This window comes from Paenibacillus sp. NPDC057967 (genome assembly GCF_042887015.1).
GTDB lineage: Bacteria > Bacillota > Bacilli > Paenibacillales > Paenibacillaceae > Pristimantibacillus.
In genome coordinates this window covers 19,434-44,007 of sequence record NZ_JBHVQB010000010.1, presented here as the reverse complement: position 1 = coordinate 44,007, position 24,574 = coordinate 19,434, and the positions used below count along the sequence as shown (strand labels likewise).

The following is a 24,574-nucleotide window of genomic DNA, read 5'->3' as shown; positions in this document are numbered from 1 at the left end:
TTTCGATGACGTTCCTATTTTTGCTACCTCGTCATCTTGCATATTCCTATAGGATAGTGATACCATTTAAACGATTTGGCCCCCAATACCGGTAAGAGGAAAGGTAGGATCATGACCAATCAACCGAACTTGAAAAAAGAGCATATCCCCGAATTGCAACTGGTAAGAGCCATTGCGATTATCGGCGTGCTGTCTGTGCATGCAAGTGCAGCAGCCACCGTCTACATGAAGGAATCGGCCTATTTCTTCTTCTATAATTTCATTAATATCTTCATGAAATACGGTACACCGACCTTTATTTTGCTAAGCAGCTTTGTCCTGTTCTACAGCTATTACAACCGGCCGCTGGACAGCAAGCTCATCGCAAGCTTCTATAAGAAGCGGCTGCTCTACATCATCGTCCCTTATATTATTTTTTCGGTTATTTATTTTATCTATATTAAATGGGCCAATAATCTTCCGCTATGGAATCTCGAGGCATTGCAAGAATTTCTCGATAAGCTTGTGAACGGCAAAGTATATTCTCATTTATATTTTGTCTATATCAGCATTCAGTTCTATCTGCTGTTCCCATTGATCTTATGGGCAGCCAAGCGCTGGCCGCGTATCGTATACGGCTTTGTGCCGGCAGGCTTCATCCTGCAATGGATTTTCGTCTATTTCAATTTCTACGACTGGCAGCTGGACAACAAAGGCAGCCTCGCGCCATCGTATTTCTCGTTTTTCTTCGCAGGAGCCTTTATGGGCGTCTTCTACCCGAAAATCAAGCGCTGGCTTGCGATGACGAAAGAAAATGTGTCGATCAGCCGGGTGCTTTTCTGGGTGGTGCTTATAGGCGCTTGGCTCGGCGTTTCGCTGTACCATGTACACGTCTATTTTAACGCGCGCGCTTACGGCACCCGTTATCACGGGATGCTCTACGAGTTCTTATGGAATTTCCATTCCTTCTTCGCCGCGCTGGTCGTCATTAGCCTGTCGTTCTTCATCTTCCGGCATATGCCAAGATGGATCTCGAAGGTCCTGTACAGAATGGGACAGCTGTCGTTCGGTATTTATTTGATCCATCTTCTGTTCCTGATGCTGTACGATCGTTATATGCCAAGCTTCGGCTCGGCATGGATGGAGCATCTCAGCTACTTCGGCAGCTGGGTCGTTATGCTGGTAGCTTCGTGGTTCACCGTTGCGATAGTTTCGCGCTTTGTGCCGTTTTCGTGGGTGCTGTTCGGCAATGTGCCGCGCAAAGGGCTGCAGCTTCCAGATGAAGCACCGGCTGCTTCCAAGAAGAAAACAATCATTGCTGCCACATCTCTCGTGCTTGTCCTTGGCGTAGCTGCTGCAGCTGGCTATGCTTGGCTGCGCTCCAATGATACGGTCAACACCAACAAGAGACAGGAGCTTACCCAAGTTCAATATATTGAAGAGATTCAAGACAGTTACGATGTCATTGTGGCCGGGACGGATCCCGAAGGCATCGCCGCGGCTATATCCGCTGCACGGAATGGCCTCAGCGTTCTTCTCGTCGATGGCAAGAACCGGGAAATTCTAGGCGGTCTCATGACGGTCGGCGGGCTGAATACGCTCGATCTGAACTACTCGCCGAAGAAGTCTTCCGTTCCGGGCAAGCACAACTTCCTGAACAAAAGCATCTTTCAGGAATGGTACAACAAAGTCGAAGGTACTTCATTCGATGTGAATACCGCTGCCAATGCTTTCTATAGTATGGTCAAGGCTGAAGACAATATTGATCTGCTGATGAAGACGCAATCTATGGAGCCTATTGTGGAACCCGGGACAGACGGCAATGGAGTCGTTAAGGGCCTTCGCATTGTGAAAGAAGACGGGACAAGCCTTGATGTTTCCGCCCCATCTGTCATCGATGCCACGCAGGATGGCGATCTTGCAGCCGCAGCCGGAGCTCCGTTCACGCAAGGACGCTCAGATATCGGTGATCCGGAAGCCCAGATGGCGGTTACGCTTGTTTTTGCCTTGAAGGGCGTTACGCAAGAGATATGGGACTCATTCGGCAAAATTCCGAACACCGGTATTGATTCGATGAGTGCATGGGGCTTCCACGATGCCGCCAATTATGTTTCCAGCGACCCTGAACGGGTCAAGCTTCGCGGCCTGAATGTCGGACGGCAGAACGATGATACGATGCTGATTAATGCCATGCATCTGTTCGGAATTGACCCTCTCGATCCGCAAAGCCTGCAATCTGCGATGGAGCTTGGACGCACCGAGGCACCGCGTATCGCTCAATATTTGAAGGATACATACCCGGAGTTCAAGAATTTGGAGCTCGCCTATACATTCGATGAGCTGTACGTGCGCGAGACGAGACATATTCAAGGGGAATACCGCCTGACCATGGCAGACCTGATGGCGAATCGCGATCATTGGGATGCCGTAGCCTATGGCTCTTATGATGTCGATATTCAAGCGACCAGTAATGCAGATACCGGCTTTGTTCTTTATTCACCGCTTCAATATGGTGTCCCGTTCCGTACCTTAGTGCCGCAGAAGGTAGACGGCCTGCTTGTGGTAGGACGCGCAGCCAGCTTCGACTCGCTGCCGCATGGCAGCGCGCGCGTCATTCCGCTCGGAATGGCAACCGCAGAAGCAGCGGGACTGGCGGCCAAGATGGCGTCAGAGAACAATATAACCTTCCGCGAGCTGTCGAAGTCGAGTGAGCTGATTGCGGAGCTGCGCGACAGATTGACCAAGCAAGGCATGGAGCTGACGATGAATGCTTTCGAGACGCCTTATTATATGAACCATAAAGCGTACAAGGGTCTTGTGGCAGCTGTCAGCATGCTTATGACTAGCGGCAATCACGATAATATGGCGTATGATCTCGATGGCAAGTCCAATATGCAGCGCATTGTCTACAGCATGAACCGCGTGAAGAAGCAGCATTCAGACTATTTCCATGGTGATCCTTCTGTAGCCATTGCCGGAGTGGATACGCCGGCCGAGCAGAAGCTGTCTCTCGACCAAGCGGTCAAAACTATTGCCAATGCGATGGATAACGAACAAGCCAAAACGCTAACGCTGGACGAGTTCTTAAATAACGGCTGGCTGAAGCAGGAGACGATCAATCAGATTACGGATCAGACTGCGATGACGAACGGGGAATTTTTCATCGTGCTTCGCGATGTCATTGAATATTATGCAGGTGTTGTATACGAATAACGCAAGCCTATGAAAGAAAGGGTGCCGCTTAGCCAGTTGTCTGGCTGTAGCGGCACCCTTTTCAAGTTAGACAGCGATTAGGACAGCTCTCTGACACTTTCCTCCAACGCCGTCAAGAAAGCATCCATTTCCTCGTCGGTTCCAATACTCACACGAAGATACTGGTCAATACGCGGGGAGGCAAAATAACGAACCAATACGCCCTTCTCGCGAAGTCGCAGGAACAGCTCCTTAGCCGCAATAGCCGGGTGCGAGATAAAGAGGAAATTCGCTTTGGAATCGGTCAGCTTGAACCCTAAGCGGGCAACCTCCCCTGCCACTCGCTCACGCGTCTGAATGACCTTGTCGGTCGTCTCGCGGAAGTACGCCTCATCTTGAAGGGAGGCAACTGCTCCATAGAGGGCCAGTCGGTCCAGCGTATAGGAGTTGAATGAATTTTTGATTCGGTCCAAGCCTTCAATTAGTTCCTCGGAGCCAAAGGCCATGCCTACGCGCAAGCCCGCAAGCGACCTGGACTTGGACAGCGTCTGGATGACGAGCAGGTTCGGATAAAGCGGGATCAGCTTCACTGCGGACTCCCCGCCAAAGTCAATATAAGCCTCGTCGATAATGACGACGCGATCGGGATTGCGCTCCAATAGCGATGCCAGGTCGGACAGCGGCAGCAGCTTGGCTGTAGGCGCATTCGGATTCGGCAGAATAATGCCGGTATGCTCCTCATTGCCCGCGAATTGCTCCAGCGGAATTGAGAAGTCTTCATCTACTGGAATAAGCTTAGGCTGCAAGCCGTACATTTTGGCATAAACCTTGTAGAAGCTGTATGTAATGTCAGGGAATAAGACCGGTTTCGCCGGATCGAAGAATGCGGCAAACGCGAATGCCAGCACTTCATCGGAGCCGTTGCCCACAAACACTTGCTTCTCTGTCAGTCCGTAATAACGGGCCGCTTCCTTCACCAGAATATCGCAAGTGGGATCAGGGTACAGCCTGAGATCGCTGTCCGCAGCAGATCTGATCGCTTCGATCGCCTTGGGTGAAGGCGGGTATGGATTCTCATTTGTATTCAACTTGATATACGACTTGTCCTTCGGTTGCTCGCCCGGCACATAGGGCTCTAGCGATCCTGCCAGCGGACTCCAATATTTACTCATCGCTTCTCTCTCCTCATGAATGGCCGGGTCAGCAGTAACCCCATCCAGGCTCCGGCCGTGTTCAATATAATATCATCAATATCAAAGCTGCCTACCCGAAGCAGCATCTGGGCCGTCTCCATGAAGCCAATAATGATGACGGTAGCCGCAATCAGCATCAGACTGCTCCGAAAGCGCGTATTCAACAGCGGAAGGAACATGCCGATCGGAATAAATAATACCAGATTGCCGAACAGGTTTTTGAACCAAGTATCGAAATTAAAATGATCGCGATGCACCACATAACGTTGAATCGTATCGAACGGTACGAAATTGTACGCATAGCCGTCCATCATGGACCGGTCACGTAAAAACAACAAGTTCAGCATGATCAATGCGTAGATGACAGCAAGTAGCGTCACCGCCACATTAAAGCCGGTATGCTTGCTGAAAGCCTTTTGATAGAGCTTTACGTCGATCACCCCTTCCGTTCGCCACCCGGGTCGTTACACAGCGTCTATTCGTCGTCCCATAATGACGAGATCCCGTTCAACGTCGTCAAGTGTCGCCACCCGAGGCAGGAGCCCATATTGCAGGAATCCGTATTTGCGAAGCAACCGCAAACTTGGCTCATTATGGCCGAAGACAAATCCGAGCAGCGTGGTTAGACCAAGTCTCGGGCACTCCGCGAGCGCTTGCTCCAAGAGAAAGGAGCCCAGCCCCTTGGCACGCTGTTCCTCCGCGATATAGATGCTAATCTCCGCGGTAGCCTGATAAGCAGGACGGCCATAGAAGGATTGGAAGCTCATCCACGCGCCAATAGTCCCATCCTCCATCCGCACGACCCAGATCGGATGCTTCTCCGGCGAATGCGCATCGAACCATGCCCGGCGGCTCTCGGATGTTACAGGTTCCAGATCCGCCGTTACCGTACGGCTTGCTATCGTTGAATTATAGATGTCCACAATCCGCTCCAAGTCATCTAGCCTGGCATCGCGAATGTCATAAGTAGGTGTGCTCATGATCCATCTCTCCGCATTCTATTCAAATAATTTTGGTAATCCTCTTGCGTATTTAAATTGGAAAGCCCCGTCGCAATCTTAGCTGAATCGCTCTCTGGCGGAAGAACGCTACTATTCAACCTGCCAATGAAATCCATAACCCGCAGGCTCCTCTGCTGCAGGGCTTCTTCCAACACAGCAGTCACGCTGGTGTGATAGAGGGCATGGAACGGTTGCCCCTGCGCATAGATCACGTCAGGACCGCCCGTTCTGCCATCAAGCAGCCTCTGGAGCAAGGAAGGGGAGATATCGGGCATATCACAGGCCGTCACCAAGACATAACCTTCTTCCCGAATCTCGCAAATTCCTGCGTGCAATCCTGCCAAAGGGCCCTCCCCGGGATAACGATCTACTGCGAACTGAATATCCGTCGCGAACGGCAAGTCCTGTAGGACAGCGCGATATCTATCCATCTGTGCTTCGGAGCCAGATGCTATCATCACGCGTTCCGATATCTCCGACAATTGGCGGACCAAACGCCTAAGCAGAGGTTCTCCTTCTATGATTAGAAGTGCCTTGTCCTGCCCCATCCGGCTGCTTCGACCGCCTGCCAGCACGATACTGTTGCGGAGCTTATCTGGCATCTCTCGAACCCCCTCTTAACGAACAACAGCCTGCCAAGCGGAATGCTTGACAGGCTGCCCGCCTAACCGAAGCGAATTCCTCTAAGCCTTGGCAGGATCAAATGAGCTTTTCAATGAAACGATACGGTTGAAAATCAACTTCTGGGATGTGGAATCCTTCGGATCGACATTGAAGTAGCCATGACGGAAAAACTGGAATTTGTCGCCGCCCTTCGCCTCGTTCATGTTCGGTTCTACAAAGCCTTGCTCCACTTGCAGGGAGTTCGGATTAATCCGCTCCAGGAATGAGGTATCCACTTCATTGGACTCGTCCAGGATAAGCGGTTCGAACAAGCGGAAGTCGGCAGGAATCGCTTGCGAAGCTTCCACCCAGTGAATCGTCCCCTTCACCTTGCGTGCATTAAAGCCGCTGCCGCTCTTTGTTTCCGGATCATACGTGCAATGCAGCTCCACGACCTCGCCGTTCCCGTCCTTGATTACGTCTTGGCAAGTAATGAAGTATGCATGCTTCAGGCGCACTTCGTTGCCAGGGAACAAACGGAAGTACTTGCTGGGCGGGTTCTCCATAAAGTCGTCGCGCTCGATATAAATTTCACGCGAGAACGGGATTTGGCGAACGCCCATCTCCTCGTTCTCCGCATTATTCTCCGCATCCAGAAGTTCCGTCTGGCCCTCCGGATAATTCGTAATGACCACCTTAAGCGGACGTAGTACCGCCATCGTACGAAGCGCCTTCAGCTTCAGATCCTCCCGGATAAAATGCTCCAGGTTCCGCTCATCTACAACGCTGTTGCTCTTCGCAATGCCGATCTCGCGGCAGAACGTACGGATCGCTTCTGCCGTAAAGCCTTTGCGGCGCATGCCGCTGATCGTAGGCATGCGCGGATCATCCCAGCCCTCTACGACGCCTTCGTCTACGAGCTGCTTCAAATAACGCTTGCTCATCACGGTATTCGTTATATTCAGACGGGCAAACTCATATTGGCGCGGCTGCGACTCCATCTCGCATTCCGCGATTGCCCAATCGTATAGCGGCCGGTGATCTTCGAATTCAAGCGTACAAATCGAATGCGAGACACCTTCAATTGCATCGCTCAGCGGATGCGCGTAATCGTACATCGGATAAATATGCCACTCGCTGCCCGTGCGATGATGGTGGGCATGGGAGATCCGGTACAGGACAGGGTCGCGCATCGTAATATTCGCAGACGCCATATCAATCTTCGCACGCAGCACGCGCTCGCCTTCCTTGAATTCGCCAGCGCGCATGCGCGCGAACAAATCCAGGTTCTCCTCGACACTGCGATTGCGGTACGGGCTGTCCTTGCCAGGCTCCGTCAGCGTTCCTCTCAGCTCGCGAGTTTGTTCGGCTGTCAGATCGCATACGTACGCTTTTCCTTTTTTAATTAGAAGGACGGCGCGATTATACAATTCTTCGAAATAATCCGAAGCAAATCTCAGCTCATCCCACTCGAATCCGAGCCATTGCACATCTTCCTTAATTGCATCTACATATTCCGTGTCTTCCTTCGCCGGATTCGTGTCGTCGAACCGCAGATTCGTCTTGCCCTTGAACTCGTCGGCGAGCTCGAAATTCAGGCAGATCGACTTGGCGTGCCCGATATGCAAATAACCGTTCGGCTCAGGCGGGAAGCGAGTAATGACTTCCTGCACGCGGCCGCTCTTCAAATCTTCTACAACGATATTTTTAATAAAGTTCGAGGATGATGTCTTATTATCCACAGCGCTCTCCATCGCGACCAACCTTTCCCGTTAAATAGTTTTCTATTTATAATACACAAATTCCATTGAAAATACACTCAAGTTTAGGTGTCATAGCTTGGCTGAAATGATGTTTATCTCTATATATTTGTCTATGCCCAATAAGCGAATGTGTATATCTCGATTTGTATTATTAAAATCTACTCATTTTCAACACGAATCTACACTTTCCATTTATTATATTGGTTAAAGATGTTTAAACAAAAATTGCCTAATTCCCGCTCGGGAAACGGGGGAACCACTTTGGGTGAATTGATCTTGACGCACGGCACGCCGGGCGCCTGAGAGATCATAGGGAACCTTCAACCGAACCCCACAGCTAACCTCGTCGGCACCGGAAGGAGCTTCACCAAGTTGAAGAAGAAAGTCAGCATCATCTTGGCGGGCCTTGTTCTTATGCTCGCTTTCCAGGCTGGAAGCGCATTCGCCAGCGCATCCAAGATGGACGGCATCATTGATGAATTGATCGGAACACGTTATTCCTACGGCGGAACAACAACTAAAGGATTTGATTGCTCTGGATTTACGAGCTACGTGTTCAACAAGATGGGCATCGATCTGCCGCGCAGATCGTCCGATCAAGCAGGCGCCGGCACGAAAGTCGCAAAAACCGACCTTCAACCAGGCGATCTGGTGTTCTTCGACACTAGCGGTAAAAACAACGGCGGAATCTCCCATGTAGGCATCTACGTTGGAGACGGTAACTTCGCTCACGCTTCCACAAGCAAAGGCGTAATTATCGAGAAGCTGGATTCTTCCTACTACAAGCCGCGCTACGTAACGGCTGCACGCGTACTGGACGAGTCGCAATTTGAGAAATTTATCGTTGCTGCTGAGAAGTAATGATTAGAATAAAGAGGTTGCCCCTAGGAGGGGGCAACCTCTTTTTCGTTCATTCGATTCGACTGCTTGCGTCCTGCCATCATGAGCACGATTAATACGGCAATAAGTGCAATCACCAAAGCCGAGAGATAGTAGAGCGTCGTTCCCGTCGAATAGCGATCCATGAACCAGCCTGTCACCCGAGGGAATACAGCCCCTCCGACTCCGCCAAGTGCAACCAGCAAGCTTGTTGTCCGTTCCGTCATGCCTGGCAGCAAGCCATTCGCATACACGAGCGCAATGCCGAACACACCGGAGAAGCATAGTCCGCTTAGGGCAATCAAGATAAGCAGCAGACCTTGCTGCTGGAAGACGATCATTCCGATAAATACGACAGCTGCAGCCGCAGTCGTGATGAACAAATAGCTTGCATAGCCGATACGGTCCGCGATAATGCCCGCGAACAGCCTTCCCAGCACCATCGTTCCCCAGAATAAGCTTAGCGCAGCCGTAGCTGTTGAATCGGACATGCCTGTCCGCGATATGAGAATCGAAGGCAAATAGTTCGAAAAGCTCATCTCCATGCCTACATAGATCATGAAAAAAGCCGCGCTCAGCGCGAGAAAAGGAATCGACTTTGGCGCATATCCGAGCCAGCTAGCATGGTTCTTATTCCTCTTTAATACCGACGCTTGCTGACGCTCTTCCCCCTGTCCAGGGACAGAACGCTGCGGCGGACTTAAGCTGTCATCCAAGCTGCCGAACGACATCGTCAGCCACAGCACAAAGGTAATGCCCGCCATCGCGGATAGAATCGGAAAGGAAAGCTGCCATACATGCTGCTGTATAAGGAACGCCGCCGTAATCGGAATGAGCAGCGCCCCAATGCCGAAGAAGGTCTCCAGCCTGCTCATCGCCGAAGCCTTACCCTTCATATGATCGATAATGGTCGCCCCAACAATCGCTTCCGTCATCCCGAAGCCAATGCCGGCAATCGGGGCAAAGGCAAGCATCCAGCCCCATGGCAGCAGCAGGCTGTATGCCGCCTCACTTAAGGTAAGCAGCGCCATGGCGATCAGAACAGCCCCCCGCTTCCCGATCCGGCTGGTCAGAGCCGGCGCCAGCAGTACACCGAACAGAAATCCGATGAATTGATTCATGATCCATTGCCCGCCGTCTTTATAGGTAATGCCGTAATGGGCAATCAATTGCTCCAGCAACGCTCCGCCGACCACATGCGCAATGCCAATAACCAAATATGAGAGGCAGCCCATCCACAGCAGCTTCTTCATTCTAACCGACTCCCTGTCCTTACGCCCGATCGACGCCATCTGCTATAATCAAGTTTATGATATACGATAACCACAACACCTTCTATTATAAACCAAACCAGTCGTTAATGACCATTCAAGCCATGTCCGAGGAGCACGCCCGCTCCCTATGCGATTGGCACTATGTGCCGCCTTGGGACAGCTACAACTGGCCTGCATGGGAAAACATGAAAAAGGACGGAATCGAATTCGGCGATCCCGTCCTCCGTGCCTCCCAATATGCTGTTGTAATGGACGAACAGCAGTCTCTTATCGGCTTCGTGCAATTTTTCCCGATGGGTCATGTAACCCGATTGGGCCTTGGACTGCATCCTGAACGAATTGGCAAAGGATTAGGCGCTCGCTTCGCCCACACTCTGGCCAGAGAAGCGCTCCGCCGCTGGCCGGAGCACGAGATTGATCTGGAGGTTGCGAGTTGGAATACACGCGCTATCCGCGCATACGAGCGTGCCGGCTTCCGAATCGAAGATACGTATCTACGTCCCGCTCCAAGCGGTGAAGTTGAATGCCATTGCATGGTATTCCATCCAGACGGTTTGTCCGATGAGCAAGACTAGCTCTGCTCATTCGGATCTCCTCATCCAGGATACGAAGAACGGCCCCAAACTTCGGAAGGGGCCGCTCTCGACCTTTCGTCCAAGACTTCATACCCCACGAATGCGTCTCGTATTCAGTACAGTAATCGGCTGAAAACAGGCGCTTTTCTCCGTGTCATATGCGTATCCAAATCACTGGCGTCCATTTGCTCTCATTGAGCTGGAGGTGTCCGGCCTTGTAGTGATCTCACCTTGGAATCAGATGAGCCTAATAATTTGAATCACATTGTCGCCTTGCGACACTTCAATAACATGGTGTTTGCTATTATACGTAATCGCTCCGCCTCCGATGGCAATAACGGGATCTTCACCCAGGCCAAAAAACACATCGTCGGCCAGGGCCTCTAACACCTCTTGACGTTCCTCCGCAGCCAGCGCCTCCCATTCCTCCGGCTCCATCTCGAAGAACGAATAACTATTTTCGATTTCACCCACAGCAACTGTCAATTCCTTCAATATATCTGCATATTCGCGCGCGTGACGAACTCCCATTTGACAAACAGCTCCTTAAATTTAGTGAACACTTTTGTTTACTATAATCTCAGAATACCCTTTTGACGATATAAATAGAAGTAGACAAGCGTAAACGGCTGAGCTATTTCTACTAGCAATATCGTTTTCGCACAACGAATGAATATGAGACGGGCATACGCTTCGTGCTAATGTCTGCTTATACCATAAACTATTGATAACATGGACGGGGTGTATGATGAAGAACTCAACTATTATTGGTATCGTGGTAGGTCTAATCGCTGTGCTTGGCGGGATGGTAATCAAGGGCGCAAGTCTGACATCTTTGTTAAATCCCGCAGCCTTTATGATCATTATTCTCGGTACGGTCGCCTCGGTTTTGATTGCGTTCCCGATGGAAGAGCTGAAGAAGCTTGGGTCTCTGTTCAAAATTGTATTCTCCGAACAGAAGCTGACATCGCGAGAGGAGCTCATTAGCAAATTTATGGAATGGGCCTCCATTACACGCCGTGAAGGCTTGCTGGCGCTTGAAGCCCGTGTCGAAGAAATCGAAGATTCCTTCCTGCGCAACGGTATGCGCATGATTATTGACGGCAACGACCAGGATCTGGTCCGTGATGTACTGCTGGAGGATATTGCCGCAACAGAAGAACGCCATAAAGCAGGCGCCCTGATCTTCACTCAAGCTGGTACATACGCACCTACCCTCGGTGTACTTGGTGCCGTAGTAGGTCTCGTAGCTGCATTGTCCGACATGAGCGAGATGGAGAAGCTGGCTCACGCCATTGCCGGCGCATTCATCGCGACGCTGCTTGGTATCTTTACAGGTTATGTTCTGTGGCATCCGATTGCCAATAAGCTAAAACGAATTTCCAAGCAAGAGATTCAAATCCGTCTCATGATGCTGGAGGGCTTATTGTCCATCCAGTCTGGCGTCTCTACAATCGCCATTAACCAGAAGCTGTCCGTCTTCCTAACACCGACAGAGCGGAAGAAGCTGAGAGAGAAGGAGGAAGGGGCCGTTGAGCAAAAAGCGCAAGCATGAGGAACATGAAGAGCATGTAGACGAATCCTGGCTGATTCCTTACGCCGACCTGCTGACCCTTCTGCTCGCTTTGTTCATCGTTCTGTATTCCATGAACTCCGTGGACGTGAAGAAGTTCGAGGATATGTCCCGGGCCTTCAGCATTGCGCTGAGCACGGGAAGCGGCGTTCTGGATATGCCTGCCGTCACCGAGCAAGGAACCGATCCGGACAAGAGCGATAAGGACGCGGACGAGAAGGAAAACGAGCAGAACAAAGAAGATGAAGGCAAGCTCTCCGAAGCAGAGCTTCAAGAGCTCATTAAGCACGAGGAAGCAGAGCTTGAGGATCTGAAGAAGAAGATCGATGACTATATCGATAAAAATGGCCTTATGAGCGATCTGGAGACCAAGCTCAATATGTCTCAGCTGCTGATTACGATTAGCGACAACGCGCTGTTCGCGCCAGGTCAAGCAACGGTCAAGCCGGAAGCGAAGGAACTGGCGACAGCGATCGCAACGATGCTTCAGCAGTATCCGAAGTATGATATCGTTGTGGCCGGCCATACGGACGACACGCCGGTGAACCGTGCCGAATTCCGTTCCAACTGGGATCTAAGCTCCATGCGCGCCGTTCGCTTCATGGATATTATGCTGGAGAACAAAGAGCTGGAGCCGAAGCGATTCAGCGCCATCGGTTATGGCGAGTACCATCCGGTTGCGGAGAATACATCGACCGAAAACAAAGCCAAAAACCGCCGCGTCGAAGTTTCCATTATTCACACCTATGTGAATGCTTCAAATCCGCAGCAGTTGAAGGTCGAATAGCGAAGTCAGACACACTTCGCATCCATACAGAAAGCCGCCGGGCTTAATCCCCCGGCGGCTTCTCTCTTTTGTACGACACGTTAAACGTACTATTGCGGCGTATATTGAAGCGTATCGAACAGTTCTCGGCGCTCGCCTTCCGTCAAATCCCGCCACTTGCCGACCGGCAGCTCATCCAATCGAATGTTCATGACACGAATTCGCTTCAGACGGCGGACATGAAAGCCGAGCGTCTCGCACATTCTGCGAATTTGCCGGTTGCGTCCCTCCGTCAGGATAATCCGGAATGTTCTCTCCGCCACTCTAGTCACTTTGCACGGGAGCGTCATGCTGCCTAATATCTTAACCCCTTGGGACATTCCCCTCACAAAAGCTTCCGTAAGCGGCTTGTCTACCGTTACAATATATTCTTTCTCATGCTTTCCCTCGGAACGCAGGATCGGATTCACGACATCGCCGTCATTCGTCAGCAGAATCAGCCCTTCCGAATCCTTGTCCAACCGGCCAATAGGAAAGATCCGCTCCGCATGCCCTACGAAATCGACGATATTCCCTCTAATATGACGCTCAGTTGTACTGGTTATGCCTACTGGCTTGTGAAGAGCAATGTACACATGCCGTTTATGTGCGCCAATGCGTTTGCCGTTCACCCGGACATCATCACCCTGCTCAGCCTGGCTGCCCAACTCGGCTCTAACGCCGTTAATCGTAACTTTACCGCTCTCGACAAGCTTATCGGCTTCTCGCCGGGAGCAATACCCCGTCTCGCTTATAAACTTATTGATTCTCAATTGTGACTCACCCCGCTGTAGCGTATCCTACATGATCAAGTTCTTTCGCGCAACCGTCTAGCCTTCTCTGCGATGATATGCGACGGAATGATGCGCTCTGACGCATCTTCAGCTAACGCCATACTCAGCATCCCCTCGGCTATCTCACGTGCAGTTATGGGCCTATATTTGCTCTTTGTCCCCCCGAACAAGAAAGGAAACTTGGCATACAGCTTAGCAGCAGCCGCTTCTCCGAAACGATGCTCCTGCCTGTCTCCCAGAATAAGTGACGGCCTGAAGATATGCAATCGGCGCAACTGCAACTGCTGCAATTCCTTCTCCACTTTTCCTTTGACCTTGCTGTAAAAGAAGATGGAAGCTTCGTCCGAGCCCATGGCCGTTACGATCAGCATCCGGTCTGCATTATAACGCTTCGCCAAGCGTCCTAGCGCCATCGGGTAACCATAGTCCACCCTCTCGAACTGCTCCTTGGAGCCAGCTTTCTTCCTCGTCGTCCCAAGCGCGCAATACACATCGCTGTTCTCAAACAGATGATTCGGCAGCTCTTCCAGCCGTTCATAATCCACAACCAGCTGCTCCAGTCGCTCATGCTCCATCGGCAGCTTGCGCCGGACCAGCACGGTTACGCAGCTATAATCCTCGCGGCCCAGCAGCAGCTTGACCAATTCTCCTCCCACCAAGCCCGTCGCGCCTGCGATGACTGCTCTTCGTTCCACTCGCTCTTCTCAGCTCCCCTCACGGTAAGTGTCTCACTCCAGTATATCTCCCTTCCCTTCCCCTTTCAAAGCTGGCAATGTAACTTTTACAGAGGTGCCTACATTGACCTGGCTCTGAATATCAAGCGTGCCTTGATGGCTGCTAATGATCCTCTGGCTCACCATAATGCCGAGTCCCGTTCCTGTCTCCTTGCCCGTAAAAAATGGATCGCCGATCTTCGAGATCATCTCCTCCGGTATGCCGACACCTTCATCCGTAATCGAGATGGCAATGCTGCCGCCTTTCTTCTGTATCGAGATATGGATCGGCCCTCCCTGAGGCATCGCTTCTATACCGTTCTTCAATAGATTGATAAACACTTGCTTCAACTGGTTCTCCTCGCAGGAGATTAAGCAGTGCTCTTCGGTAATCACGGTACGGAACACGATATTATGCAGATGAGCCTCGCTATCCAGGAAGCGCAGCACATCCTGAAGCACGTCCCGTACATCCTTCGTTACGAATTTGGTCGCCTGCGGCTTGGCCAATATGAGAAACTCGCCTACGATCAGATTAATTCGATCCAGCTCCGACAGCATCAGAGTAACATGGGATAAGTTCAATGACTTGCTCTGGAGCTGCAGCTGCAGAAAACCTCTAAGCGTCGTGAGCGGATTGCGAATTTCATGGGCGACACCGGCAGCCAGCTGCCCGACTGTCGTCAGCTTCTCAGAGCGTCTGAGCAGCTCTTCCATGCGGTTACGGCTGCGCATATCCCTGCAGGTGCTGGCAAAGGCTCGGATCGTACCGTCCGAATCCCGGATAGGCGATACGGTTACGCTGACAGGGAGGATTTCGCCCGTTCTTGTCACGCGGACTGTCTCTTGCGCCGGAAGCTTCTTACCTGCCAGCAGCAAACCAATCATCTGACGCTTCTCCATGCGATGCGTCTCGGGGATCGTCGGATACTTCTTCCCCAGCACCTCGGCCTCCTCGTAGCCGAACAACTGCTCGAACGCACGATTGACCTGAATAACCTTGCCTTCCAGATCCATCAGATGAATAGCATCGTTCGAATGGTTAATGAAGGATTCCAAGTGCTCCTTCATTCTGCGGTTTTCTTCAAAGGCCTTGCGCAGCTTGTTCATATAGATGCTCAGGTTCTGCGACATGGCGTTAATCTTAAGTGCAAGCAAGCCGAACTCGTCCTTGCGCTTAATCTGGATCGGCTTATGGAAACGTACGGATGAAACCTCATTAACTTTCCACAAAATATCTTTCAGCGGACGAATCATGATGCCGACCAGCCAGTAGATCACCACAATCATCAGCAGCAGGAAGAGGCCGGTGTACATAAGCGTATAGTCCCGCTTCATCTCGACCAAGGTCGTAATGCTGGCGCGATCATATATGATGCTCACCACATAATTGCTTAGCTTCTCACTCATATAGAAGCTTCTTAAATATTCATGTCCTTCGAACGTCAAATCACGCAGGGCATAACTGCCCGGCTCCGATGCTTGCACATACTGCTGATCATTGTTAGCATCAAGATACATATAAGAACCGTAGACAACCTCTCCGGTTTCCTTGTCGAATACTGTAGTTTCCTTAATATAGGGATTGATGGTATGAAGCATATGGAAGAGGAATGCCGGCGCATGCGACGAGCCGCTCACATTCTCGGCTCCCGATTCCTCGTAAGTCAAAATATACTCGGCAGCCTGGACAGACGTACTCTCCATGGAATCGACCATCAAGCTCTTTATTCCATTGACCATCGAATATTCGCTTAATAGATGGTATAGAATGACTACAGCGAACAACATGAGCGAAATAACAAGGGACAGCTTCGTCTTAATCGACAATGAACGACACACCCTTTTGGCGAGATGATCGGTTGGACATAGATCCAAATGACTATTCACATTCCATACACACAGTCAACAGAAGTTATACACAACAGTGGATGAATTGTGAGTAATTATGTGAATATCGAAAAAGTTATCCACAATTTTATCAACAGTATGTTAACAACGGAATATTTGTTCGTTGAATAAATCACAAAGATAGAACAAGGAGTCTAGTTCATCATGAAGAGAGAAGAAGAAGATCGTCGTTGGATGCTGGAAGCGATCGCCGAAGCCAGGAAAGCCGAACAGATTGGAGAAGTACCGATTGGAGCCGTCATTGTACGCGGCGATGAGATCATTGGCCGCGGCCATAATTTGCGCGAAACCCGTCTTGATCCTACCGCGCATGCCGAGCTGGTAGCCATCAGAGATGCCTGTGACCGGATCGAAGCCTGGCGCCTGCTGGATTGCACCCTCTATGTCACCTTGGAGCCTTGTCCTATGTGCGCCGGAGCAATCGTACAGTCTCGGGTGAAACGGGTCGTATATGGCACGACAGACCCCAAGGCAGGGTGTGCCGGAACGCTCATGAACCTACTACAAGAGCCCCGTTTCAATCACGAAACGGAGCTCACAAGCGGCGTCCTTCAATCGGAATGCGCTGGGCTGCTTACCCAGTTCTTTCGTCGACTCCGCGGCCGATAACGCTTATCTATGTTTTTCTCGATGTGCGGCAGTTAATTCGAATTCTGTCCGCTGAATATGTTGGAGCGCAACAATTAGCTGATCTGCTTCCTCGCTGATCGCCAGGACGGCCGGATCGGTCAAACTGCCTCGCACTTCGGCGATCTCATGAAGCTTTTGCCGAAGCGATTGCAACTGTCTAAGCAAGTGATTTTTATCCATGGTCGCTTCGAGGCACACTCCTTATCTAGTAATCATGTGGCAATAGTTCCATTATACTCCGCGAAAATCGAAGTGTTTGTAAAAACATGTCGACGGATGACTACAATTTTTAGGCATTATTCGACAAATAAAGGCTAATGGTTCCATTTTATAGTACTGTAGTCCCAGTGGTGGTGCAAGCCCTCTTTCACCAGCTGGCTTCCAATTGTAATCTAGAAAGCGATACAGTAAAATGACTTCATACCACTATAGAATAGCGGGATGATTATTATGTGCGCGAAAGCAGTTATTCTTGGGTGCAATTATTATATCGGCTTAAGTGCCCTCCGCTGTTTGGGCCAATTCGGCATACATACCGTAGCTGTAGATTATTCAGAGGAACGCGCCTATGGCGCGCTGTCCAAATATACGTCGGAACGCTTGATTGCACCGCATTATAAGAAGGAGAAAGATGCCTTCCTTACTTTTTTGAAGGATTATGGCCGCAGGCAGCAAGAGCCTCCTGTCCTTATTCCTTGTCACGACTCCTATGTAGAGGTCATTGACGAACATCTGGAGGAGCTTCGCGAGCTATATCGGATTCCTCAGACCGAGCAAGGTCTGTATACGAAAGTAATGAACAAAGAGTCACTTCACCGTATGGCGCAGCAGTATGGCGTGAGAGTTCCGGAGACTCTGAGTCCAAGCGACGACCGCTTTCTAGAGCGAGTCGAGTCCGAGCTGGGATACCCTTGCATCGTCAAGCCGACGGATTCGCCATCTTTTGTCGCTGTATTCCGCCGCAAGATATTTAAGGTGAATAACCAGGCTGAGCTGCAAGAGGCGCTGTCCAAGGTACAAGAGGCCGAACTTGAGGTCGTCGTGCAACGGATTATACCCGGATTCGATGATCATATGTATACCTTTGACGCTTATCTGAATCAGGAGTCCAAAATAACTCACTGGGTCACCTGTCAGAAATATCGGCAATTCCCCATTAACTTCGGCGCATCGGTCTACACCGGTCAAAAATATGTGCCAGAGCTTCGACAAACTGGCGGAGCGTTTCTGGAGAATATCGGCTGGAAGGGCTTTGCGGAAATTGAATTCAAGAAGGATGCCCACACCGGCGCCTTTTACTTAATTGAAGTGAATGTGCGGATGACTAACCTGAACGAGCTGTTGCGGCAAGTCGGCATCAACTTCCCTTATGTGACTTATCGGGAGCTGACAGGCACCCCCGTAGAACCGCATGCCGTTACGAAGGATATGAACCGGGTCTTCTGGTACGGCTATGAGGATATGCTGGCTATTCGTGACTATATAAGAAGCAAACAATTAACCATATGGCAAGTACTCCGGTCGCTGCTGAGGCCAAAAGCTTATGCGATCTGGTCCTGGAGCGATCCCAGGCCGGGTCTGGCCTTCGCGTCGATGACGCTGGGCAAGCTGTGGAGCAGATTTCGAAGAAGATAGTTTATAAGAATGGGGCGGATAGCATGCTGCTGGCTTCCTTGATAGAAAAACTTGATTGCACCACCCTGCAAGGCGACTTGCATCTCGATATTACCGACATTGCGTTTGACTCGCGGGAAGTGACGACGGGCAGTCTGTTCGTTGCCGTGACCGGTTTTACGCAAGACGGGCATCACTATATACAAAAAGCCATTGAGCTTGGAGCCGCCGCAGTTCTCGTGGAGAAGGATGTCGCGGCTGCAGGCTCGGTAACCGTACTGAAGACAGCAGACACCCGCAAGGCGCTGGCGCTGCTCTCGTCCCGATTCTACGGCCATCCATCCGAGAAGCTGAACCTGATTGGCATTACTGGAACCAATGGCAAGACGTCCACTACTTATTTCATTAAATCCATTCTGGAGCAAACCGGACATACAACTGGCGTCATCGGTACGATTGGCGCTATGGCCGGCAATCAATCGCTCAAGACAAAATCTACGACGCCGACAACGCCAGAATCGCTTCATCTTCAGCATATGTTCGCAGATATGGTGGAGCTGGGCGTACAGGATTGTGTCATGGAGGTATCCTCTCATGCGCTTAGCCTGCATCGCGCTACGGCCTCCAGGTTCAAGATTGGCGTCTTCACGAATCTGACGCCTGATCATCTGGAGCTTCACCGGACAATGGAAGAATATTTTGAAGCCAAATCGATGCTCTTCGATCTGACGACCGACTATAACATCATTAATCTGGATGACGAATTCGGACGCAAACTCGCCAGAAAGGTAGCCGGATATGACACCCAGCTCGTGACATACGGAGTAACAGATGAAGCTACAATCTATGCGGCAGACATCCGTTATGGTCCTGACTCTACAACCTATGTCGCCCATACGCCTGCAGGCCGCGTCGATATACGTGTGAATCTGCCGGGGCTTATCTATGTCTATAACAGCTTAGCAGCCGTAGCCTGCGCGTATTGCAGCGGTATCGACTTGGAGCAGGCTGCTGCAGGCATTCGCGCCGTGGAGAGCATCAAAGGGCGGCTGGAAGTCGTCTATCAGGATGAGGACCGGAAGATCATCGTAGACTTCGCGCATACGGAAGACAGTCTGGAGAAGGCATTGTCTACACTCCGCCCGTTCACCAAGGGACGCCTGATCCTCGTATTTGGCGTCTACGCAGCCCCTGGCCAGCTTGGCAGCGGCAAGCGCGAGTCGATGGGCAAGATTGCCGCCGAACACGCCGACTTCTGCGTTGTGACAACCGATAATCCGAAGGACCAGGACCCTGATGCGATCATCGCAGAAGTATCCGCCGCGGTGAAAGCCGCTGGAGGGCCGTATACCGGCATTGTAGACCGTAAAGAAGCGATCCGCTATGCCATTGAGATGAGTGGGAAGGACGATGTCATTCTGATTGCGGGCAAAGGCCATGAGACGACGCAAATCATCGGCAAGACGGAGATCCCGTTCAATGAAGGCGAGATCGTACGCGAGATTATGACTGAACATACTAATTCAACTTCAAAGAAGGTTTGATCATGGATCAGAAAAGCTTAGGCGTAATCGGCGGCATGGGTCCAAAAGCGACGGCGGTCTTCTTCGATAAGGTCATCGAAAATACCGTCGCGCAGTGCGATCAAGAGCATGTCGATATGTTGATACTGAATCACGCGACCATTCCGGACCGCACCACGGTCATTATGGAGGGTACAGAACAACGATTCCTTACGGAGGTCGCCAAGGATTTGAAGCTGATGGAGCATGCGGGCGTGGCGCATATCGCCATTCCGTGCAATACGTCCCATTATTTCTACGACGATATGCAGGCCATGACCACGATCCCGATCATCAATATGGTGGACGAGACGCTCCGTTTGATTCGTGATCGGTACGGAGCTGGCATTAAGGTCGGTGTACTGGCGACATCCGGCACCATGAAGACCGGAGTCTATGCCAAGGCCTGTCAGAAATACGGCCTCGATCTGCATATCCCGAATGAAGCGATGCAAGCGCAGACGATGAAGATTATTTACTCCAACGTCAAACGCGACATGGACTTCTCACCGGAGGAGCTTCAGGCGCAGATTGACGAGCTGCGTACGGAGCATGGCTGTGCTTGCGTCATTCTGGCCTGCACGGAGCTCTCTTGCATTGAGCTTGGCCCTGATTATGCAGAGGGCGTAGTCGACGCGATGCAAGTGCTCGTCGAGCGCTCCATTGTATTATCCGGTCGTACTCCTAAATCAGCGAATTAATTCATACGGAGGCACAGCCTCTGCAATCTGTCTTCAACACCTTCAAAGAACGCCCCCATGTCGTAAGCTATGGAGGATAACTTGAAGGTGTTTTTTGCGTTACCAACAAGAGTGAATTGCCCGGTGAAAACAAAGATGAAAGCCACTGAAATGAGATTAACAGACGTCCCTGTAAGTGAGGTCAGGGATCATTACCGGCCTAACCTTCCAGAGCCGTCGGCTACTCCCCCTCCTTACCCATCTTTTCCTTTCGGTAGTCGTTCGGCGTCGTATGGGTCAGCTTCTTGAATACGCGGCTGAAATACTTCTCGTCGTGGTAACCAATCATCTGGGCGATTTGCGTCATGCGAAGATGCGGGTTTAAGAGCAGGATCATAGCTTTCTCAACCCGGATGCGATTAACGTAATCGATCAATGTCTCCCCAAATTCCATTTTGAACTTGCGGGAGATGTACTCCCGGTTCAAATGGAAGCTCGCCGAAATATCCTGCAGCCTAATGTCCTGCGTATAATGCGCCTCGATATAGCGGGCAATTTCGCGCATAGGGCTGATGCTCAGTGTCTGCATGGAGATGAACGTTTTGGACAGCTCGACCAGGTTGTCCGTAAGCAGCCGCTGCATCTCGGGCAGGGACAACCGTCCGGACTCATCCAAGGGAACGATAAACGGACAATTCTCTAATGGGTGCTGCTGCGACCCGTCGTTCTCGCGGAAAAACTCCTCAACCCAGCCGGCTCTCGCCGCATTATATTCGTCCCACCACATCTTTAATTGCTCCAATGAGATATGATTCATCTCGTCGATGACTCGGAACCAATCGCTTAGAGCATGCCGGATTTGTTCCGGATTGCCGCTTCGGACAGCCACACGGGCCTTCTCTTCATATTTGCCGAAGCGAATGGTGCTGACTCGTCCGGACACCTGACTGTATTCGTGAATGGTCTTGCTCGGTTCGAGCAAATTGCGTTTATACAGTGCATCTGCGGCTTCCATATACGCCTTGTGAAGCCCGTCCGGGAATGCGCCGGAGGTGCTTAAGCCGAATTCCACCGAGCCTCTCAGCGTCCGGTTGATCCCCGCTGCGATCTTCCGCAGCCAATCCGAAGCCTCATCGGGATCGTTGCAGAGAAGTACGACGATTTCATATGGCCGATTCCAATTGCGGAAAGCGAGGCCTCGCTCGGCTGGCTGAAGAAACTCGTTGCAAATATTAAGCAGAGTAAAGAAAAGCAAATCCAGGCTGGCCGCGTATTTGTCGCGGATGGGCTGCTGCAGCGTATGAAGATCGAACACGGCAACCCGGCACGAATCGACGCCGGTCAGATACGGAAATTCGCGCAAATAAGACTCTCCGGCAGCCGGGGCGTTCCCAGAAGCCGCATCCGTAAGCAACCCCGACAACAGCTTGTCCCGATATAGGGGCTTTAGCTCGTTCACTTCTTTGTTCTTCTCGTGATACTGGAGCCGCTCCCGTTTCGTTTCATTCCAGCTGGCTACTGCTTTGCTTACGGCTTCTTGCAGCTGCTTGCGGTCAATCGGCTTCAGCAAGTAGTCGATGCCTCCGAATTTGACGGTATGACGCACGAACTCAAAGTCGTTGAAGCCGCTGATCACGATTTTTTTGCAATCGAATGCGTTTTTTTCCATCCACTCCATAAGCTCGATCCCCGATTTAATAGGCATCATCATATCCGTAATGACGAGCTCGGGGCGATGCTCCTCGATTAACACGGCAGCCTCGGCGCCGTCTTCGGCTTCCAGCACCGTCCGGAAACCGAATCCTTCCCAATCGACCAACTTCAGAACCGTATTGCGAACATGCTTTTCATCGTCAACGATCAATGCTTTCATGGTGTCATGTCCTCCTGCTTAGGAATTGGCAACGTCATCGTAATTTTGAGTCCGCGAGGTTCGTTTTGCGAAAGTTGGAGAGCGGCTTGTTCGCCATAGTACAAGTGAAGACGGTACATGACGTTCATTAAGCCGATCCGGTCGCCGCTGTCGGCGGCAGCCTCGTGCCGAATGCCCGACAGATCAGTCTGGATGGCTGCAAGCCGATCGTCGGAGATGCCGATGCCGTTATCTGCAACCGAGATGCGCAGCTTACCGTCCGCAACGGCTGTGGTGATGTTCACTATGCCGGTATTTTGTGAGATATGAAAACCATGCTTAAAGTAGTTCTCGACGAGCGGCTGAATAATCATCTTCGGAATAGGAATCTCTCCCGCGCCTTCATCCAGATCATATTCAATCTTTAATTTCTCGTCGAACCGCTGCTGCTGAAGCAGCAAATAATGATGGACGTAGTCGAGCTCCTGAGATAAGGGAACAATCATTTCCTTCGTATTCATGCTGTAATGCATCATCTGCCCGAGTGAAGACACAAGCCCGTATACTTCCGGAGCGTCGTTGTCCAAGGCGGAGGCGCCAATGGATTGCAGCGCATTGTTAATGAAATGCGGATTGATCTGCGCTTGCAGCATTTTGAGCTGCGTCGTCTTATTGGCGAGATTCAGCTTGTACTCCCGGAAGATCAGATCATTAATCGTATGCATCATCGTACGGAACCGCGTGGCCAAGATGCCGAATTCATCGTTCCGGACAATGTCGATCGGCTCTTCCAACTGACCGGATTGGATTTTGTTAATGCTTCGGATCAATTGCTTGATCGGATTCGTGAACCGAATCGACACAATGAGTACGGCGACCGTCGCCACGGACAGGAACAGTACAGCAATGACGGTGTTGATCATTGTCAGCTTATGCGCCTCGATATAGAGGTACTGGTCGGGAATACGCTTAACGATCGTCCAGTTCAAATAAGGCTTTTGGATCCGATCATACAAAATAATGCCGTCATATCCAGATTTATTTTTTTCCATGCTGCCGGAAGGCGACGTCCCTTCCAATATGCTGTCGATCCACGCATGTTCCGGCCGGTCGCCGATATCTTGCTCGTCAGAGGCGAAGATGATGGTGCCGCTGCCATCCATGATGTAGATGTCTTCTTGCTCCGGATCGTACAGCTGCGCCGTCATCTCGCGAAGAGCGTCTACTTGCACATCAATGGCGAGCAGCCCGAGCCGCTCTGCAGTTGGAACCTTATACAGCGGACGATAAATAGAAAATACGAGCTCCGGTTTATTCGCCCGAATCGCACGAACGCCGTAATTATTGCTTAAATGAGTTGGCAGAGTGACGGAAGCGTAGGGGGGAATATCCGTTGCGATCGGCGGTGCTTCTACCTGTCCATAGGCGAAATTGTTGGCGTTCATCAAGAAGCCGCTTTGTCCTTTATCGAGGTACAAATAGACTTGATAGATGTTGTTTGCCGCATTCGATACGAGCTGGAGCGCCGTATAGACGTAGGATTGATCCTTATTGTCCGTTACACCTTTTACCAGGATTCTTTCCATCGTCGTATTGGAATACAGAATAAGCGAAGCGTTGTTCACGACGTCTAAGTTATTGGAGATATTCGTTGTTCCTTCGGAAAGCAGACGAGTATTCTCCACAATCGACCGTTTTTTCACCGATTCCTTTGTATAGACATGGGTAACGATGATGGAAGCGACAATGGGAACTACGATGGAAATGAGCATAAGAGCGATGAGCTTGTAACGCACGCTTGTAGTCAGCAATCGCATGGATTTGTCTGCCCTCCCATTCTAAGCTGTTGTGAACGCCCCCAATGTTAGCGTTTTCATATTCTAACACCGCCGGGTCAAAATCGTCCACCTATGTTCTCAAATTAGGGAGTGGGAATCGTTACATGCCCTCTATACAATGAAGGTACTTCACACATCCTAGA

The 24,574-nt window shown here is 50.9% G+C and carries 22 protein-coding genes and 1 riboswitch; of the genes, 9 read left to right on the top strand and 13 right to left on the bottom strand.

All coding sequences use genetic code 11. From position 1 onward, the window contains the following. Window positions 1-111: 111 nt before the first annotated feature. Window positions 112-3,192, top strand: a complete 3,081-nt coding sequence (locus ACFVSO_RS23975) for an FAD-dependent oxidoreductase (protein ID WP_387478553.1) — start codon at window positions 112-114, stop codon at window positions 3,190-3,192. Window positions 3,193-3,269: 77 nt separating this feature from the next. On the opposite strand, the gene hisC is transcribed toward ACFVSO_RS23975, so the two are convergent. From hisC to ACFVSO_RS23950, 5 genes are all read right to left on the bottom strand, one after another. Further along, a complete protein-coding gene (gene hisC / locus ACFVSO_RS23970) occupies window positions 3,270-4,343 on the bottom strand; it encodes a histidinol-phosphate transaminase (RefSeq protein ID WP_387478550.1) in 1,074 nt (357 codons plus the stop codon). Beyond that, entirely contained in the window at window positions 4,340-4,804 is a 465-nt protein-coding gene (locus ACFVSO_RS23965) for a VanZ family protein (RefSeq protein ID WP_387478547.1), read from the bottom strand. The genes hisC and ACFVSO_RS23965 overlap by 4 nt, the downstream gene beginning before the upstream one ends. Window positions 4,805-4,828: 24 nt before the next feature. Next, the gene (locus ACFVSO_RS23960) at window positions 4,829-5,344 is read right to left on the bottom strand and encodes a GNAT family N-acetyltransferase (RefSeq protein ID WP_387478544.1); all 516 of its coding nucleotides are present in this window, start codon (window positions 5,342-5,344) and stop codon (window positions 4,829-4,831) included. Further along, window positions 5,341-5,967: a molybdenum cofactor guanylyltransferase gene (gene mobA / locus ACFVSO_RS23955; RefSeq protein WP_387478541.1), complete on the bottom strand. Its 627-nt coding sequence runs from the start codon at window positions 5,965-5,967 to the stop codon at window positions 5,341-5,343. The genes ACFVSO_RS23960 and mobA overlap by 4 nt, the downstream gene beginning before the upstream one ends. Window positions 5,968-6,048: 81 nt before the next feature. Then, the gene (locus ACFVSO_RS23950; protein ID WP_387478538.1) at window positions 6,049-7,722 is read right to left on the bottom strand and encodes a glutamine--tRNA ligase/YqeY domain fusion protein; all 1,674 of its coding nucleotides are present in this window, start codon (window positions 7,720-7,722) and stop codon (window positions 6,049-6,051) included. Between the two features lie 225 nt (window positions 7,723-7,947). Then, a riboswitch (cyclic di-AMP (ydaO/yuaA leader) is annotated at window positions 7,948-8,098 on the top strand. A gap of 5 nt (window positions 8,099-8,103) precedes the next feature. Here ACFVSO_RS23950 and ACFVSO_RS23945 point away from each other — a divergent pair. Then, a complete protein-coding gene (locus tag ACFVSO_RS23945; RefSeq protein ID WP_387478535.1) occupies window positions 8,104-8,592 on the top strand; it encodes a C40 family peptidase in 489 nt (162 codons plus the stop codon). Between the two features lie 23 nt (window positions 8,593-8,615). Here ACFVSO_RS23945 and ACFVSO_RS23940 read toward each other — a convergent pair whose 3' ends face one another. Continuing rightward, window positions 8,616-9,863, bottom strand: a complete 1,248-nt coding sequence (locus tag ACFVSO_RS23940) for an MFS transporter (RefSeq protein WP_387478532.1) — start codon at window positions 9,861-9,863, stop codon at window positions 8,616-8,618. A gap of 107 nt (window positions 9,864-9,970) precedes the next feature. Here ACFVSO_RS23940 and ACFVSO_RS23935 point away from each other — a divergent pair, with 107 nt between their 5' ends. Further along, a complete protein-coding gene (locus ACFVSO_RS23935) occupies window positions 9,971-10,459 on the top strand; it encodes a GNAT family N-acetyltransferase (RefSeq protein ID WP_387478529.1) in 489 nt (162 codons plus the stop codon). A 237-nt stretch (window positions 10,460-10,696) separates the two neighbouring features. Here ACFVSO_RS23935 and ACFVSO_RS23930 read toward each other — a convergent pair whose 3' ends face one another. Next, entirely contained in the window at window positions 10,697-10,990 is a 294-nt protein-coding gene (locus tag ACFVSO_RS23930) for a hypothetical protein (protein WP_387478527.1), read from the bottom strand. Window positions 10,991-11,207: 217 nt separating this feature from the next. Here ACFVSO_RS23930 and motA point away from each other — a divergent pair, with 217 nt between their 5' ends. Beyond that, a complete protein-coding gene (gene motA, locus ACFVSO_RS23925; RefSeq protein ID WP_387478889.1) occupies window positions 11,208-12,014 on the top strand; it encodes a flagellar motor stator protein MotA in 807 nt (268 codons plus the stop codon). Next, window positions 11,992-12,819 (top strand): flagellar motor protein MotB, encoded by an 828-nt coding sequence (locus ACFVSO_RS23920; RefSeq protein WP_387478524.1) that lies wholly within the window; start codon window positions 11,992-11,994, stop codon window positions 12,817-12,819. Before motA ends, ACFVSO_RS23920 begins: the two co-directional genes overlap by 23 nt. Before the next feature lie 89 nt (window positions 12,820-12,908). On the opposite strand, the gene rluF is transcribed toward ACFVSO_RS23920, so the two are convergent. The 3 genes from rluF to ACFVSO_RS23905 are packed head-to-tail and all read right to left on the bottom strand — an operon-like array spanning window position 12,909 to window position 16,174. Further along, complete coding sequence (rluF, locus tag ACFVSO_RS23915) at window positions 12,909-13,610, bottom strand: 23S rRNA pseudouridine(2604) synthase RluF (protein ID WP_387478521.1); 702 nt, start codon at window positions 13,608-13,610, stop codon at window positions 12,909-12,911. A gap of 35 nt (window positions 13,611-13,645) precedes the next feature. Further along, window positions 13,646-14,326 (bottom strand): NAD(P)H-binding protein, encoded by a 681-nt coding sequence (locus ACFVSO_RS23910; RefSeq protein ID WP_387478518.1) that lies wholly within the window; start codon window positions 14,324-14,326, stop codon window positions 13,646-13,648. Between the two features lie 33 nt (window positions 14,327-14,359). Continuing rightward, window positions 14,360-16,174: a PAS domain S-box protein gene (locus tag ACFVSO_RS23905; protein ID WP_387478515.1), complete on the bottom strand. Its 1,815-nt coding sequence runs from the start codon at window positions 16,172-16,174 to the stop codon at window positions 14,360-14,362. A gap of 225 nt (window positions 16,175-16,399) precedes the next feature. On the opposite strand from ACFVSO_RS23905, the gene tadA reads away from it, so the two are divergent. Then, window positions 16,400-16,864 carry a tRNA adenosine(34) deaminase TadA gene (gene tadA / locus ACFVSO_RS23900; protein ID WP_387478512.1) on the top strand — a complete coding sequence of 155 codons (465 nt, stop codon included), beginning with the start codon at window positions 16,400-16,402 and terminating at the stop codon, window positions 16,862-16,864. 3 nt (window positions 16,865-16,867) lie between these two features. On the opposite strand, the gene ACFVSO_RS23895 is transcribed toward tadA, so the two are convergent. After that, on the bottom strand, window positions 16,868-17,050 hold the full coding sequence (locus ACFVSO_RS23895) for a Spo0E family sporulation regulatory protein-aspartic acid phosphatase (RefSeq protein WP_387478509.1): 183 nt from the start codon (window positions 17,048-17,050) through the stop codon (window positions 16,868-16,870). A gap of 285 nt (window positions 17,051-17,335) precedes the next feature. On the opposite strand from ACFVSO_RS23895, the gene ACFVSO_RS23890 reads away from it, so the two are divergent. Genes ACFVSO_RS23890 through cuyB form a run of 3 tightly spaced genes read left to right on the top strand, consistent with a single transcriptional unit; the run spans window position 17,336 to window position 20,762 of the window. Beyond that, on the top strand, window positions 17,336-18,520 hold the full coding sequence (locus tag ACFVSO_RS23890; protein WP_387478507.1) for a carboxylate--amine ligase: 1,185 nt from the start codon (window positions 17,336-17,338) through the stop codon (window positions 18,518-18,520). A 23-nt stretch (window positions 18,521-18,543) separates the two neighbouring features. Then, the gene (locus ACFVSO_RS23885; protein ID WP_387478886.1) at window positions 18,544-20,043 is read left to right on the top strand and encodes a UDP-N-acetylmuramoyl-L-alanyl-D-glutamate--2,6-diaminopimelate ligase; all 1,500 of its coding nucleotides are present in this window, start codon (window positions 18,544-18,546) and stop codon (window positions 20,041-20,043) included. A 2-nt stretch (window positions 20,044-20,045) separates the two neighbouring features. Next, the gene (cuyB, locus tag ACFVSO_RS23880; protein ID WP_387478505.1) at window positions 20,046-20,762 is read left to right on the top strand and encodes a cysteate racemase; all 717 of its coding nucleotides are present in this window, start codon (window positions 20,046-20,048) and stop codon (window positions 20,760-20,762) included. A gap of 220 nt (window positions 20,763-20,982) precedes the next feature. Here cuyB and ACFVSO_RS23875 read toward each other — a convergent pair whose 3' ends face one another. Together ACFVSO_RS23875 and ACFVSO_RS23870 are read right to left on the bottom strand one after the other, a co-directional pair. Continuing rightward, the gene (locus tag ACFVSO_RS23875; protein WP_387478503.1) at window positions 20,983-22,614 is read right to left on the bottom strand and encodes a response regulator; all 1,632 of its coding nucleotides are present in this window, start codon (window positions 22,612-22,614) and stop codon (window positions 20,983-20,985) included. Then, window positions 22,611-24,410 (bottom strand): cache domain-containing sensor histidine kinase, encoded by a 1,800-nt coding sequence (locus ACFVSO_RS23870; protein ID WP_387478500.1) that lies wholly within the window; start codon window positions 24,408-24,410, stop codon window positions 22,611-22,613. The genes ACFVSO_RS23875 and ACFVSO_RS23870 overlap by 4 nt, the downstream gene beginning before the upstream one ends. Window positions 24,411-24,574 lie beyond the last annotated feature (164 nt).

What these genes read in the sequence shown, in the direction of transcription:
- ACFVSO_RS23975 (WP_387478553.1), top strand. Translation starts at nt 112, where the DNA reads ATGACCAATCAACCGAACTTGAAAAAAGAGCATATCCCCGAATTGCAA.
- hisC (WP_387478550.1), bottom strand. Translation starts at nt 4,343, where the DNA reads ATGAGTAAATATTGGAGTCCGCTGGCAGGATCGCTAGAGCCCTATGTG.
- ACFVSO_RS23960 (WP_387478544.1), bottom strand. Translation starts at nt 5,344, where the DNA reads ATGAGCACACCTACTTATGACATTCGCGATGCCAGGCTAGATGACTTG.
- mobA (WP_387478541.1), bottom strand. Translation starts at nt 5,967, where the DNA reads ATGCCAGATAAGCTCCGCAACAGTATCGTGCTGGCAGGCGGTCGAAGC.
- ACFVSO_RS23950 (WP_387478538.1), bottom strand. Translation starts at nt 7,722, where the DNA reads ATGGAGAGCGCTGTGGATAATAAGACATCATCCTCGAACTTTATTAAA.
- ACFVSO_RS23940 (WP_387478532.1), bottom strand. Translation starts at nt 9,863, where the DNA reads ATGAAGAAGCTGCTGTGGATGGGCTGCCTCTCATATTTGGTTATTGGC.
- ACFVSO_RS23935 (WP_387478529.1), top strand. Translation starts at nt 9,971, where the DNA reads ATGACCATTCAAGCCATGTCCGAGGAGCACGCCCGCTCCCTATGCGAT.
- ACFVSO_RS23930 (WP_387478527.1), bottom strand. Translation starts at nt 10,990, where the DNA reads ATGGGAGTTCGTCACGCGCGCGAATATGCAGATATATTGAAGGAATTG.
- motA (WP_387478889.1), top strand. Translation starts at nt 11,208, where the DNA reads ATGAAGAACTCAACTATTATTGGTATCGTGGTAGGTCTAATCGCTGTG.
- tadA (WP_387478512.1), top strand. Translation starts at nt 16,400, where the DNA reads ATGAAGAGAGAAGAAGAAGATCGTCGTTGGATGCTGGAAGCGATCGCC.
- ACFVSO_RS23890 (WP_387478507.1), top strand. Translation starts at nt 17,336, where the DNA reads ATGTGCGCGAAAGCAGTTATTCTTGGGTGCAATTATTATATCGGCTTA.
- ACFVSO_RS23885 (WP_387478886.1), top strand. Translation starts at nt 18,544, where the DNA reads ATGCTGCTGGCTTCCTTGATAGAAAAACTTGATTGCACCACCCTGCAA.
- cuyB (WP_387478505.1), top strand. Translation starts at nt 20,046, where the DNA reads ATGGATCAGAAAAGCTTAGGCGTAATCGGCGGCATGGGTCCAAAAGCG.
- ACFVSO_RS23875 (WP_387478503.1), bottom strand. Translation starts at nt 22,614, where the DNA reads ATGAAAGCATTGATCGTTGACGATGAAAAGCATGTTCGCAATACGGTT.
- ACFVSO_RS23870 (WP_387478500.1), bottom strand. Translation starts at nt 24,410, where the DNA reads ATGCGATTGCTGACTACAAGCGTGCGTTACAAGCTCATCGCTCTTATG.